Raw genomic sequence first — 13139 nt, forward strand, 5'->3', positions numbered from 1 at the left:
CACCGTCCGTTCCTGGTTACGCGTGCCCGACGCGGACGATCCTGAAGCCCGCGTCGGCCAGGATGACCGGCAGTTCCCGGACCGCCTCGTGGTTGCGTTCCCGTAGATCCTCGCGTAGATCCTCCCAGCGGCTCAACGCCGGATGCAGCCGGCGATCGTCGTCCCGGTCCGGTGCGTACCGCCAGCCGTTCGCCACCCGCTCGGCCAGCCATCGCTGGTGCTCCAGGTTGGCGAGCCGCTCGATCTCCGGCTCCGCCAGGGCGTGTTCGTCACCGGGCCCGACCCGGGGCGACAGGGCACAACCGAGTTCCCGCAGCTTCCGGCCGATGTCCTTGGCCTGGGCCCGGTTGGCCCGGCGCAGCGACTCCGGCAGTTCCTCCCACGGCACCAGCGCGGGATTGGTGGCGGGCCGCTCGCCGTGCCGGCGCCGGGCCACCACGTAACTCTCGTGGATCACCCTGGCCAGCCGTTCCACCAGGTCGTCGCCGATCAGCGCCGGATCGCAGGCCGCGTGCACCACGCCGTAGAGGCGGAGCGCGCCGGAGAGGTCGTCGAGCAGGTTGATCCCGTGCTCGCTGCCGAACGCCTCCCGCAGGTTGGCCAGCCTGTCCAGCCGGACGACCATCGACCCGGGGCCGCCGTGCCAGAGCTGCTCGGCGGTGAGCGCGGTCTTCAGCGCCTGCTCCTCGTCGTCGTAGCAGATGAAGACCCGGTCGGGCGGCAGCGGGAAGTCGGCCCGGGGGAGTCGGGCCAGCAGGTCGCCGAGGCCGCCGTCGAGCGGGATGATCCGGCAGACCCGGGACAGGAACGGATAGCGGTGGGTGAGCTGGGCCGCCGCCTCGGTCGCCGCCTCGTCGACCAGCACCAGCGGGACCAGCCGGGCGCCGTGCGGGTCGCGTACCCGCCATCGCCGGGCCAGCTCGACCAGGACCGCCCGGCCGAACGCGGTCGCGCCGAGCACGACCACCCGGGGCGGACGCCCGTCGACCGCGGTCAGCGGATCCGCCGCGAAGAGCTTCCGGGCCGCCAGGTCGTCGATGTTGAAGAAGTCCAGCCGGGCGCCGGGCTGCCGGGCCAGCCCGAGATGCCGGGCCTGCAACGCGAGGCAGAGTTCGGGGTCGGCGACCTGGGCGTAGACCGCCAGAGGGGAGCGGCCGTGCCGGGCCGCGGCCAGCCCGATCGCGGCGTTGGTGGCGCTGTCGTCGGTGCAGGCGTAGACCGCCCGGGCCCGCCCGATGCCGGCGCCGCGCAGCACGCTCGGATCCCGGGCGGCCCGGGCCACGCCGCCGGAGCCGGCCGGTGCGGTGCTCTCGGAGCGGACCGTCACCACCCGGCGACCGGCCGCCTGGAGCCGGCGGGCCAGAGTGTCCGCCACCAGCCCGTCGCCGCAGACGATGACGTGTCCCCGGGCGTTGCGGTCGCGCAGCCGGCGTAGCTCGGTGGCGAAGAGCAGCCGGCAGGCCTCCACCACGGCGTAGGCGGTGACGGCCGGCGCCGCGAACCGGGCGACGTCCAGCAGGGGCGGGAACGGCCCGCCCTCGTCCAGCGGCGGGGAGCCGAGCACGAAGAGCTGCAGATCGTAGTAGAACAGGTCGAACGGGGTGTCGCCGTAACCGCCGATCGCGGCGATGTGCTGGGCGAGCCCGACGTAGCCACAGACGAAGGCGACCACCCCGGCGAGCGCGAACACCAGCCTGAGCAGACTCTTGGTCGGTGCGCGGGGCGGCTCGCCGAGGTTGTTTCCGGGCACCACACCTCTCCTGCTCTCCGGGTGTGACGACGCAGCGCCATCGTACCGTCGCAGTCTGCCAACAGCGAACGTGAACGATGGACGGGTCTACCCGGGGAGCCGGAATCCGGCGGCGCGCTGGGCCGCCAGCCACTCCTGCACCTCGTCGGCCCGACGGGGGAGCCCGGCCGAGAGGTTGACCGCGCCGTCCGCCGTCACCAGGACGTCGTCCTCGATCCGGACGCCGATCCCGCGTAGCTCCGCCGGCACCAGGTCGTCCTCCGGCTGGAAATAGAGCCCCGGCTCGACGGTGAGCACGTACCCCTCGCCGAGGGTGCCGTCCCGGTAGTTCTCCTTGCGTGCGTTGGCGCAGTCGTGCACGTCGATCCCGAGCATGTGCCCGAAGCCGTGCAGCGTCCACCGCCGGTAGACCATCGACTGCTCGTCCATCGCCTCGTCCACGCTGACCGGCAGCAGCCCCAGGTCGGCGAGCCCTTCGGCGAGCACCCTCATGCAGGTGCGGTGCACGTCCTTGAAGCTCACCCCGGGCCGGATGACGTCGATGCCGGCCTGCTGTGCGGCGTACACGATGTCGTAGACCTGGCGTTGCAGCGGGGTGAAGGTGCCGGAGACCGGCAGCACCCGGGTCACGTCGGCGGTGTAGAGGTTGCGCCCCTCCACGCCCATGTCCATCAGCAGCAACTCGCCCGGACGGGTGACACCGGTGTTGTGGATCCAGTGCAGGATCGTGGCGTGTTCGCCGGCCCCGACGATCGAGTTGTAGCCGACGTCGTGGCCGTCGTGCCGGGCGCGCAGCCCGAAGACCCCGTCCAGCAGCCGCTCGCTCACCGGCCGGTCGGCCGGCAGCACCCGGGCGACGTCCTCGAAGCCGCGTACGGTGGCGTCGATCGCCTCCTGGAGCTGGGCGATCTCCCACTCGTCCTTCACGAGCTTCTGCTCGGACAGCAGCGCGGCCAGCTCGCGGTCCCGGCCGAGCGGGGCCGGCCGGTCGCCGGTGCTCTCCGTTGCCGCACGCTTCGGCGGCTCGTACGGCCGCACCGCGCCGTCGACCGACGGGTCCAGCCCGCGCAGCACCCGGGTCCGCCCCGGCGCACAGTCGGCGAGCGCGGCCGGCAGGTCGGCCAGCGGCGCGGTCTCGATGCCCAGCTCGGTCGACTTCTCCGCCAGCGTGTGCCGGCGGCCGACCCAGAGTTCGCCGTCGCGGCTGCGGAAGAACTCGTCGTTGTCCCGGGGTGAGCGGGGCCGCACGTAGAGCACGGCGTCGTGGCCGGAGCCGTTCGGGCGCATCACCAGCACGCCGTCCGGGTCGTGGTCTCCGGTCAGGTACACGAAGTCGCTGCCGGGGCGGAAACGGTAGGCGGTGTCGTTGGCGCGTACCTTCTCCGGGCCGGTCGGGATCACCAGGGTCTCGCCGGGAAGGGCGGCCGAGAGCGCGGCCCGGCGCTTGCCGTGGTTCGGCACCTCGGGCCGGGGGCCGACCGGCAGCGTGCTGTCCCGCCAGCCCTGCCGCATGAACTCGAGGAACTTCTCCGGAAAGTCGGGGTCGTGCGACTCGGTCCGGGCCGTATCCGCTCGGGCCGTATCCGCTCGCGCCGTATCCGCTCGGGCCGTCTCCGTCACTGCCGGTTCCGCCGTGATGTCGGTGCGCTCGTCTGACATCGCCGCTCCTCCCTCGTCCGGCTGACCCGGTCCGTGCTGCTGCGGTGCTCCGACCGTACCGTGCCGCGGCCGGATCGGTCTCGGTGGCGGTGCCGGCACAGCGGCCCGGTCCGCGTGGAAAGATGACCGCCATGTGCGGACTCCTGGCCTTCTTCAGCGCGCACGGCAACGCCGGCGCACATCAGGACGCCCTGGCCGGTGCGTTGGAATGCCTGCACCACCGGGGACCGGACGAGACCGGCGTAGAGGTGATCTCCACCCCGGAGGGGTACACCGACGCCGTCTTCGCGCACAAGCGGCTGTCGATCATCGACGTGGCGTTGAGTCACGAGCCGCTGCCGTACGCGAACGGCCGCTACCTGCTGACCTTCAACGGCGAGATCTACAACTACCTCGAACTGCGCGAGGAGCTGGCCCGTGACTACGGCGCCCAGTTCGCCACCCAGGGCGACGGCGAGGTGATCGTCGCCGGCTTCCACTACTGGGGCGAGCAGGTGCTCACCCGGCTGCGCGGGATGTTCGCGTTCGTGATCTGGGACCGGCAGCAGCGCCGCGCCTTCGGCGCCCGGGACTACTTCGGGATCAAGCCGCTGCACTACCTCCAGACCCGCGACGGCGTCTACCTGGCCTCGGAGAAGAAGGCGCTGCTGCCGTTCGCGCCGGCCGCACACGCCGGCGACGCCGGGGTGGACACCGCCAACCTCTCGCACTACCTGACGTTGCAGTACGTCCCGGAGCCCGGCACCCTGCACCAGGGGATCAGCCGGATCGGCTCGGGGGAGTACCTGACCTGGACCCCCGGCCGGCAGATCGAGGTACGCCGCTGGTACCGGCCGGTCTTCCGCCCCGCACCCGTGCCGGAGCCGCAGAAGCTCTACGACCGGATCCGGGAGACGCTGCGGGAGAGCGTCCGGATGCACATGCGGGCCGACGTGCCGGTGGGCTGCTTCCTCTCCAGCGGCATCGACTCGACCGCGGTGGTGGCGCTGGCCCGCGAGTTCAACCCGAACATCCTCACCTTCACCGTCGGCTACGACGTCGACGGCTACTCGGAGATCGAGGTCGCCCAGGACTCGGCCCGGCATCTCGGAGTCACCACCATCCCGACCAAGATCGGGCCCCGGGACATGATGGAGGCGCTGCCGAAGATCGTCTGGCATCTCGACGACCCGGTCGCCGACCCGGCCCTGGTGCCGCTCTACTTCGTCGCCAAGAAGGCCGCCGAGCACGTCACGGTGGTGCTCTCCGGCGAGGGCGCGGACGAGTTCTTCGGCGGGTACACGATCTATCGGGAGCCGCTCTCGCTCGGCACCGTCAACGGCCTGCCCGGCGGGATGCAGAAGGGGCTGCGCGCGGTCTCCAGGGCGATCCCGCAGGGGGTCAAGGGCAAGAGCTTCCTGGAGCGCGGCACCACCCCCATCGAGCAGCGCTACTACGGCAACGCCCGGATGTTCACCGAGGAGGAGAAGGAGCAGCTGCTCCGCCGCTACGACCCGGGGGTGCGCTACACCGACGTCACCGCGCCGATCTACGCCGAGTGCACCGAGCTGGACGACGTCACCAAGATGCAGTACGTCGACCTCTACACCTGGCTGCGCGGCGACATCCTGGTCAAGGCGGACCGGATCTCGATGGCGCACTCCCTGGAGGTGCGGGTGCCCTTCCTCGACCGCGAGGTCTTCGAGGTCGCCGCCGGCATCCCGGTGGAGCTGAAGCTGCCGCCCCGCTCGGACGCGACGAAGTACGCGATGCGGCAGGCGTTGCAGGGTGTGGTCCCGCCGGCCATCGTCAACCGGCGCAAGCTCGGCTTCCCCACTCCGACCCGGGTCTGGCTGGCCGGCGAGATGTACGAGTGGGCCCGGCACATCTTCTCGATCTCCGGCGCCGGTGATCTGCTCGACCTGTCGTACGCGATGCGGCTGCTCGAGGAGCACCGGCGGGGTGAGGCCGACCACTCCCGCAAGATCTGGACTGTGTTGATCTTCTGCGTCTGGCACGCCATCTTCGTGGCCCGCACCCTCGACCCCGGCATCGAGCGCAACCAGTCCGCCCTGCTCACCAAGCCGGTCGTCGGCTCGATGGTCCGCTAGCGGCGGCGCGTGTCGCGGCGCGGCGGGCGGGCCCCGTCGCGTCGCAGGCAGCCGCGGCGGACGCGAACGGGCCCGGCGCCGCCGACGCCGGGCCCGCTGCGGTGTGCGGTGGTGGTGTTGCTACGGGCTGGTGCAGGTCAGCGTCGGTGTGCCACTGGTGTTGCCGCTGCCGACGAAGCCGAAGGTGGCGGAGGCACTCGGGGCGAGGTTGCCGTTGTGCCCGGCGTTCCGGACGGTGACCGTGCTGCCGCTCTGGGTGTGCGTGCCGTTCCACAGGCTGCCGATGGTCTCACCGTTCGCCCAGGTCCACCGGGCGGTCCAGCCGCTCAGGGCGGCGGTGCCGCTGTTGCGTACCGTCACCTCGGCCTGGAAGCCACCGCTCCAGCTACCGGTCGACCGGTACGTGGCGGTGCAGGCGCCGGTGCCCGGGTTGCCGGTCGGCGGGGTGGTCGGGTTGCCGGTCGGCGGCGGGTTGGTGGGCGGCGGGTTGGTGGGCGGCGGGTTGGTGCCAGGACCGAGCCCGGTCACCTCGCCGTTGCCGCCGTCGAAGACCACGTCGGAGCAGCCGAAGAAGTTTTCCTGGCTGTCCGAGCGGACCCAGCGGGAGTAGATGATGTGCCGGCCGCTCTTGCCGCTGGGCAGCCGGCCGCTGAAGTAGTAGTGACCCTCGTTGGTGCCGACCGCGCCGTTCTGCGGCGGGTTGGTCACGGTCAGGAACGGCGACGACTCCAGGTCGCTCCAGGCCAGCGACCTGGTCGGGCTGAAGCCGTCCCGGGTCACGTAGAAGTAGAACGTGCCCGGGTGGTGGGCCCAGTTGCTGTACCTGAAGTTGAAGTTGGCACCGGCGGTGAGGTGGGTCAGCGGCCAGTCGTTGCGGGCCAGGTTGAAGCCGCTGAAGCTGCTGTTGCCGCCGCTGCAGAGCTGACCGTCCGAGATGAACCCCGTGGTCCGCCCGCCCGCGTCCGAGCGGAGCACGCTGAACCAGTTGTAGAGCGAGTTGGCCCCGCTCTGCGCGACCGCTGCCGAACAGGCTGGGTTCTGCGGAATGATCTGACCGGTCTGGCTGAGTCCGTCTCTCCAGCAGAGGTAGGTGCGGCTGCCCGGCGCCATGGCGGCACCGTGGGCGGCGGCCGGAGAGGGATTGACCACCGTGATGACACCGGCGGTGAGCGCGGCCACGGCGCCGAGCACCGCGATCCTGCGTAGACGTTTCACCGAGTTCTCCTTCTGGGGGCAGTGCCGCAGCTGAGTCACGCTGCGGATGACCTGCGGGGGACCCGCGACACGGCGGGCGCCCGCTTCCGACACTGGTTGCGGTATCGCCGGTCCGCCCCGCCAGAGGTGGTGGGCTGTGATCTGCCGGATGGCAGACGGGCGACACGGCGCACAGTCCGATCACGGATGTGTGCCCTTCGCGTGGCCCCTGCCGGCACCCGGCACAGCGCGTCAGCCCCCGCACTGGCTCGGTACCGGCAATCGCATCACGGAACCCGGGCCGATGCAATAGGAAACCCTCGATGAAATGTTTCCGGACGGGACGACCGCCCGAGTACGCCCACCTGCCGGGCGCCTGCCCGCCGGGTACGACGGAACTCCGGTATGCCAGGGTCAGGAGACGACCGGTGCTGCTCCAGGAGGCTCAGATGGGATACGCGGTGGTGCTGGGGGAGGCCCTGGTCGATCTGCTGGACGGCGAGCACGACGGGCAGCCCGTCTACCGGCAGGCGATCGGCGGCGCACCGCTGAACGTCGCCGTGGGGGTGGCTCGGTTGGGCGGGGAGGTGGAGTTCGTCGGCTCGCTCGGTGACGACGTACTCGCCGGGCGGATCGCGGACTTCCTGACCGCCACGGGGGTCGGCCGGCGGGGCGTCGTGGTCCGCCCCGTACCGACCGCGCTGGCGGTGGCCACCTTCGCCGGGGCGGAGCCGGACTTCCGGTTCTACGGCGAACCGCTCTCCTACGGGCTGCTCGGACCGGAGGATCTCGACGTACCGCTGGTCGAGGGCGCGTCGGTGCTCTATGCCGGGTCGATCGTGCTGCTCTGCCCGCGGATGCTCGCCGCCGCCCGGCGGGCCTGGTCGCTCGCCACCGGCCTGCGGGTCTTCGACCCCAACGTCCGGCCGCGGCTGCTGTCGGACCGGGCTGCGGTGGCCGGGCTGCGGGAGGTGGTGGCTGACTTCGTCGCCTCCGCCGACCTGGTCAAGCTGAGCCTGGCCGACGCCGAGGTGCTCTACGGTGACGGCACCGCCGAGGTCGCCGCAGGGCGGCTGCACGACCTCGGCGCCGACACCGTCGTGGTCACCCTCGGCGCGCGCGGCGCGCTGGTCTCGGCCGATGCCGGCGGTACGCGGGTCAGCCTGCCGGCGCCGGCGGTGCGGGCCGTCGACGCGACCGGAGCGGGCGACTCGGTGATGGCGGCGCTCGTCGCCGACCTGCTCGCCGACGGCATACCGCCGGAGCCGGCCGGCTGGTCCGCCCGGGTCCGGTACGCCCTCCAGGTCGCCGGCCTGGTCTGCGAGTCACCCGGCGGCGCGGTCTCGATGCCCACCCGGGCCCAGGTCGCACTCCGCTTCCCGGGCTGAACGCTGCGGTGCCCGCTTCCCGGGCTGAACGCTGCGGTGCCCGCTTCCCGGGCTGAAGCGCTGGCGCTCCGCGCCGCCGGGGGTGGTTGGTGCAGGGTCAGGCGTCGCCGCGCAGTTCGGCATAGCCGCGCTGGACGGCGGCGAGCCCGGCCTCCGGGCCGAAGGGCGTACGCTGGGCGACCCTTTCGGCTGGCGCCCGGTCGGCGTCCCCGTTGCGGATCAGCCAGCTCATCGTGGCCAGGTCGTCGTGCTGCACGCGGACGAAGTCGGTGCCGACCACCGCCCCGTGGCCGGGCACGACCACGCTCGCCGGAGTGAGGCAGTCCAGCAGCGCGGCGACCGTCTCCACCCACTCCAGCGGGAAGGCATCCTCGAAGGCGGGCGGGCCGCTCTCCTCGATCAGGTCCCCGGCGACCAGCACGTCCGCGTCCGGCACCTGCACCACCAGGTCGCCCTCGGTGTGCCCCCGACCCAGGTGGCGCAGCAACACCGTCCGGCCACCGACATCCACGGTGGCCTCCTTCCGCACCGGATGGGTGGGGGCGAGGACGGCGGTCCGGGCCAGCTCGGCGGCGAGCCCGGGATCGGCCGGCAGCACCTCGTCGTACGCCTGGCGGCGCAGCAGGGCGGGTTGTTCGCGGAGCAGCCGGGCGGTCTCGTCGTGAGCGTAGATCGGCACCGGAGCCTCGGCGGCCAGTGCGGCGTTGCCGAAGCAGTGGTCGAAGTGGTGGTGCGTGTTGACCACGATCAGCGGGTCGGCGGTGAGCTCCCGGAGCGCGCCGAGCAGCTCGGCGGCCTGGCTTGCGGTGGAGAGCGTGTCCACCAGCAGTGCCGCGCCGTCGCCGACCACCAGGGTCACGTTGACGTCCAGCATCCGCTGGCGCAGTACGTACACCCGGTCGGCGATCTCGGTGAAGGCGACGGTCGTGGTCATGGCGTGCGGAGCGCCCGCTCCACGAACCGCTGCCGGTCGACCAGGAGCCGCTCCACCCGGCCCTCCGCCACGGTCGTCGCCCCCTCGGTGACGGCCACCTCGAAGAGCAGCCGCCGCCCGTCGACCTTGGCGAGCCGGGCCTGCGCCACGGCGGTCCGGCCGACCGGGGTCGGCACCCGGTGGTCGAGTTCCACCCGCATCCCGACGGTCGTCATCCCGGCCGGCAGCCGGCTCGCTGTCGCGGCGACGGTGGCCGCCTCGGCCAGCGCCAGCACCCTCGGCGTGCCCAGCACCGGTACGTCACCGGAGCCGACCGCCTGCGCGGTGTCGACGTCGGTGACGGTCAGTTCGACCCGGGCGCTCAGACCCGGCGGAAACACGCTCTGCGGCTCGGTCGCTGCCGTGCCGCCCGGTGGGGCGTCGGGCTGTGCCGCGGCCGTGCCGCCCTGCGGGTGCTCCGGCCCGGACACCGAATCCGGCGCCCGCTCCGCCGGATGTTGCTGATCCATGGGAAGAGCGTAGATGTTCCACCGGCCGGCGTTGTCGACACGCGGCGACACGCCGGACGGCTATCGGACACGTCAGGTCGGCGGAGCTGTTCGGCACTGTTCCGCCGGGCGGACGCCGTACCGCCGTGGTCCCCCGTCCCTCCCGTCATGCGCGGTACCGCCGCCGTTAACCTGGACGGCGATGCTCGTTACCGCCACCGACACCTCGCGCACGCCACCGCCCGGCCCGCCCGCCCCGGGGAGCCGGCGCCGCCGGGTCGTCGCCATGTCGATCTGGACGGTGGCCTTCGTCGCGGCCTGGCTGCTGATCGGTCTCCCCACCGACCCGCTGTACGCCTTCGCCTGGCTCTGGGCCGCCACCATAGCCTGGCGCAGCGACCAACCATGGCGGACGCATTCCGGGTTCGCCCGGGACTGGCTGCCGGTCGTCGTGCTGCTGGCCCTCTACAACCTCTCCCGCGGGTTCGCCGACAACGGGGCGACACCGCACGCCATGGAGCTGGTCGTCGCCGACCGCTGGATGTTCGGCTGGGCGATGGACGGGCAGGTGCCGACGGTCTGGCTGCAACAGCACCTCTACGACCCGGACGGCATCCACTGGTGGGACGTGCTGGTCAGCTGGGTCTACTTCTCGCATTTCGTGGTCACCCTGGCCGCCGCGGTGGTGCTCTGGCTGCGTTCCCGCCCGCGGTGGGGAGCCTTCATGCGTCGCTGGGGCTTCCTCTGCGCCAGCGGCCTCGTCACCTACTTCCTCTACCCGGCCGCTCCACCCTGGTGGGCGGCGCAGTACGGGATGCTGGAGGAGGTCGCCCGGATCTCCACCCGCGGGTGGCGGGAGTTCGGCATGCACGGCGCCGGCAACCTGCTCAACGCCGGCCAGATCGCCGCGAACCCGGTCGCCGCGATGCCCTCGCTGCACACCGCCTGGGCCCTCTTCGTGGTGGTCTTCTTCCTCGGCACAACCCGGCGACGCTGGTGGCCACTGCTGCTCTGCTATCCGCTGGCGATGACCTTCACCCTGGTCTACGCGGGCGAGCACTACGTGATCGACGTGCTGGTCGGTTGGGCGTACGTCGGGCTGACCTTCCTGGTCGTCGGGCTCGCCGAACGCTGGTGGGCGGCCTGGAGGGCCCGGCGCCGGGAGCCCGACGTCGCCGGTGCTCCGGCGGGCACCCTCGACGGCACTGCCGGGCCGGCGGCCGGGACTTCTCCCGACGGCGCCGCCAGCTCGGCCGGGACTCCCGTCGGCGGCGCTGGTCCGGTGGACCCTCCCGCCGGCCGTCCGGAGGGCGAGCAGGGGCAGGAGGCGGATCCGGCCCGGCAGCGCCGGGTCAGCCTCGGCCGCTGACCCGGGCCGCCCGGGCCCGGGCGGTGAGTTCGGCCGCCAACGCCCACGCCTCGTGCAGGTCGCGGTCCCGGGCGGCCGCGGCGGGTCCGCCGGCCGTGTCGGCGTAGACGGTGGCCAGCCGTAGCCGGCGCTGCACCGGACCCTGCACGACCCGGACGCTCTGGATCCGGGCGTACGGCACGACGAGCAGTTCCCGGGTCAGCAGCCCGGAGCGGACCGCGAAGACCCGCGCGGAGAGCCCGGCGCCGAGCGCGGTACGGGCCAGCGGATGCACCCAGCGGGCCCGGGCCGGCGGCGGGGTGAGGGCGCCGGTGATCGACACGCCGGGGAGCACCTCGGACATGACCATCTGTGCGGTCGCCACGTCGCCGACCGGCAGCAACCGGTCCGGGTGGCTCCGCTGATCCAGCTCGGCGCTGGCGTACCCGGCGACCGACAGCCGCATCCGCAGCCATCCCTTCATCCGCCACAGCAGCGGCCAGGTGACCCCGATCGCCTGCAACCGGTCCAGCGGGACGGTCTGGGCCCGGGTCTCCAGCAGGCCGTGCCGGACGCGCAGCGCGGACTCGTCGCGGGCCAGCCGGAAGTTCCAGTCGTCCAGCACGCGCCGGATCGGCTGAAGGATGACCCCGGCCATCGCGGTGAGGGTGCTGGCGACCGCGATGAACGACCACGAGCCCTCGGTGTAGAACTGGGTCAGCACGAACGCGACACCGAACGGCAGCAGGAACGCCTGCGGTGTGAGCAGCTGGCTGACCAGCAGGTCCTGGTTGGAGACCGCGTGCAGGTGCCGGCCGGGCGGCGGCGCGGCGGCACCGGGCGCCCCGGCCGTCCACGGTGCACCGGGCCGACCCGGCCCGGGCGTGTCGAGGTGGACCGGCCCGGGTGCACCGGGCTGGCCGGGCGCGACCTGGCCGGGGCCCGGGGCTCCGATGACGCCGCCGGGAGCCCGGTCCGGCGCCCGGCCGGCCAGCGCCAGCAGCCGGTCACGCAGGGCCACCGCGTCGGCCACGGTGACGTACGCCAGCGGCGCCTCGGTCTTGCCGCCGCCGACCACCTCCAGACGCAGCTCGGCGAGCCCGCTGAGCTGCGCCAGCAGCGGCCGGACCACCTCGACGGACTGCAACCGCTCCAGCGGGATGGCCCGGGTCCGCCGCCACAGCAGGCCCTCGTGGATCCGCAGCTCCCGCCCGACCACGTGGTAGCCGGTGTTGTACCAACTGACGACGGAGAGCGCGAGCGCGCCGACCAGCAGCACCGCCACCAGCAGCGCGAAGAAGCCCGGCCCGACCCGGGACAGGGTCGACCACGAGAGCGCGGCGACGATGACCGCCAGGGACTTGGCCCCGTGTAGCAGCGGGCTGAGCGGGTGCAGCCGCTTCCGTGGCTCGGTGACCTCTCCGGGGGTCACAGACCCTCCGCCCGATCCTCGCCGAGCGCGGTGAGCCGGTCCCGCAGCCGGGACGCCTCGGCCGGGCGCAGCCCGGGGACCCGGGCGTCGCTCGCCGCGGCGGCGGTGTGCAGTTGCACGGTGGCCAGGTCGAAGGCGCGCTCCAGTGGGCCGGCGGTGACGTCGACGAACTGCATCCGGGCGTACGGCACGATCGAGAGCCGGCGCACCAGCAGGCCGTGCCGGACGAGCAGGTCGTTGTCGCGTTCGGCGTATCCCCAGGCCCGAACGGCACGGACGATCACCGTCAGTCGCCAGAGGGTCAGCAGGACCACCACGCCGAGGGCGAGGCCGAAGAACCAGTGGCCGGTGAGCGCGAGCCCCAGCCCGAGCCCGGCGAGGACGACCAGCACCCCGATGCCGAGTCGCAGCGCCTCGACCTTGATCAGGTCCGGGGAGACCGGCTGCCAGCGTACGGTCTCCGGCCACGGCTCCAGCGGATCGGCCGGCCCGGCCGCCGTACCGCCGGCGGTCGGTGACCCGCTGCCGGTCGTCGGCTGGGCATCGGTTGGTGGGTGGTCGCCGTGTTCGCTGCCGTCGCCGCCTCGCTCGCTCACGTGTCGAGCGTAGGCGATCCGTCGGCGGGTGTTACCTCGCGCAGGAACCCCCGCGCGCCGAGGAAGTCGCCGAGTGACCGCCGGTGCTCGGAACAGGCGAGCCACGTCTTGCGTCGCTCGGCGGTGTGCAGCCGGGGGTTGTTCCAGTGCAGGGCCCAGGCGGCCGGCGCCCGGCAGCCGCGCGCCGAACAGATCCGGTGCGGACCGTCGACCGGCGGAGGGCCGCCGACGGTAGGGAACCCCTCGTTCACGACGGCGAG

11 protein-coding genes are annotated in these 13139 nt (G+C 72.9%); 3 read left to right on the forward strand and 8 right to left on the reverse strand.

Going from position 1 to position 13139, the window contains the following annotated elements; translation table 11 throughout:
* Positions 1 to 16: 16 nt before the first annotated feature.
* The gene (locus ACN28C_RS16185) at positions 17 to 1750 is read right to left on the reverse strand and encodes a RyR domain-containing protein (protein WP_422774268.1); all 1734 of its coding nucleotides are present in this window, start codon (positions 1748 to 1750) and stop codon (positions 17 to 19) included.
* 87 nt (positions 1751 to 1837) lie between these two features.
* Complete coding sequence (locus ACN28C_RS16190) at positions 1838 to 3262, reverse strand: aminopeptidase P family protein (RefSeq protein WP_422774694.1); 1425 nt, start codon at positions 3260 to 3262, stop codon at positions 1838 to 1840.
* Between the two features lie 278 nt (positions 3263 to 3540).
* Between ACN28C_RS16190 and asnB the strand changes: the two genes are divergently transcribed.
* Positions 3541 to 5499, forward strand: coding sequence for an asparagine synthase (glutamine-hydrolyzing) (gene asnB, locus ACN28C_RS16195; RefSeq protein ID WP_422774269.1), 1959 nt, complete (start codon positions 3541 to 3543; stop codon positions 5497 to 5499).
* A gap of 120 nt (positions 5500 to 5619) precedes the next feature.
* Here the strand turns inward: asnB and ACN28C_RS16200 are convergent, their stop codons facing one another.
* On the reverse strand, positions 5620 to 6714 hold the full coding sequence (locus tag ACN28C_RS16200; RefSeq protein ID WP_422774270.1) for a lytic polysaccharide monooxygenase: 1095 nt from the start codon (positions 6712 to 6714) through the stop codon (positions 5620 to 5622).
* Between the two features lie 428 nt (positions 6715 to 7142).
* Here ACN28C_RS16200 and ACN28C_RS16205 point away from each other — a divergent pair, with 428 nt between their 5' ends.
* Positions 7143 to 8081 (forward strand): PfkB family carbohydrate kinase, encoded by a 939-nt coding sequence (locus ACN28C_RS16205; protein WP_422774695.1) that lies wholly within the window; start codon positions 7143 to 7145, stop codon positions 8079 to 8081.
* 97 nt (positions 8082 to 8178) lie between these two features.
* On the opposite strand, the gene ACN28C_RS16210 is transcribed toward ACN28C_RS16205, so the two are convergent.
* Positions 8179 to 9015 carry an MBL fold metallo-hydrolase gene (locus ACN28C_RS16210; RefSeq protein ID WP_422774271.1) on the reverse strand — a complete coding sequence of 279 codons (837 nt, stop codon included), beginning with the start codon at positions 9013 to 9015 and terminating at the stop codon, positions 8179 to 8181.
* Positions 9012 to 9395 (reverse strand): thioesterase family protein, encoded by a 384-nt coding sequence (locus tag ACN28C_RS16215; protein WP_422774696.1) that lies wholly within the window; start codon positions 9393 to 9395, stop codon positions 9012 to 9014. The genes ACN28C_RS16210 and ACN28C_RS16215 overlap by 4 nt, the downstream gene beginning before the upstream one ends.
* A 310-nt stretch (positions 9396 to 9705) precedes the next feature.
* Here ACN28C_RS16215 and ACN28C_RS16220 point away from each other — a divergent pair, with 310 nt between their 5' ends.
* Positions 9706 to 10872: a phosphatase PAP2 family protein gene (locus ACN28C_RS16220; protein WP_422774272.1), complete on the forward strand. Its 1167-nt coding sequence runs from the start codon at positions 9706 to 9708 to the stop codon at positions 10870 to 10872.
* Here the strand turns inward: ACN28C_RS16220 and ACN28C_RS16225 are convergent.
* The 3 genes from ACN28C_RS16225 to ACN28C_RS16235 all read right to left on the reverse strand — a co-directional run bounded on the left by ACN28C_RS16225 (position 10856) and on the right by ACN28C_RS16235 (position 13130).
* Positions 10856 to 12283, reverse strand: coding sequence for a PH domain-containing protein (locus tag ACN28C_RS16225; protein ID WP_422774273.1), 1428 nt, complete (start codon positions 12281 to 12283; stop codon positions 10856 to 10858). The genes ACN28C_RS16220 and ACN28C_RS16225 overlap by 17 nt on opposite strands.
* On the reverse strand, positions 12280 to 12759 hold the full coding sequence (locus ACN28C_RS16230) for a PH domain-containing protein (protein ID WP_422774697.1): 480 nt from the start codon (positions 12757 to 12759) through the stop codon (positions 12280 to 12282). Before ACN28C_RS16230 ends, ACN28C_RS16225 begins: the two co-directional genes overlap by 4 nt.
* 116 nt (positions 12760 to 12875) lie before the next feature.
* Complete coding sequence (locus tag ACN28C_RS16235; protein ID WP_422774274.1) at positions 12876 to 13130, reverse strand: hypothetical protein; 255 nt, start codon at positions 13128 to 13130, stop codon at positions 12876 to 12878.
* Positions 13131 to 13139 lie beyond the last annotated feature (9 nt).

This window comes from Plantactinospora sp. WMMC1484, assembly GCF_049315195.1.
Taxonomy (GTDB): domain Bacteria; phylum Actinomycetota; class Actinomycetes; order Mycobacteriales; family Micromonosporaceae; genus Plantactinospora.

Excerpts from the sequence above, each read along its gene's own strand:
- ACN28C_RS16220 (WP_422774272.1), top strand. The coding sequence starts at position 9,706 with ATGCTCGTTACCGCCACCGACACCTCGCGCACGCCACCGCCCGGCCCG.
- ACN28C_RS16190 (WP_422774694.1), bottom strand. The coding sequence starts at position 3,262 with ATGCGGCAGGGCTGGCGGGACAGCACGCTGCCGGTCGGCCCCCGGCCC.
- ACN28C_RS16205 (WP_422774695.1), top strand. The coding sequence starts at position 7,143 with ATGGGATACGCGGTGGTGCTGGGGGAGGCCCTGGTCGATCTGCTGGAC.
- asnB (WP_422774269.1), top strand. The coding sequence starts at position 3,541 with ATGTGCGGACTCCTGGCCTTCTTCAGCGCGCACGGCAACGCCGGCGCA.
- ACN28C_RS16210 (WP_422774271.1), bottom strand. The coding sequence starts at position 9,015 with ATGACCACGACCGTCGCCTTCACCGAGATCGCCGACCGGGTGTACGTA.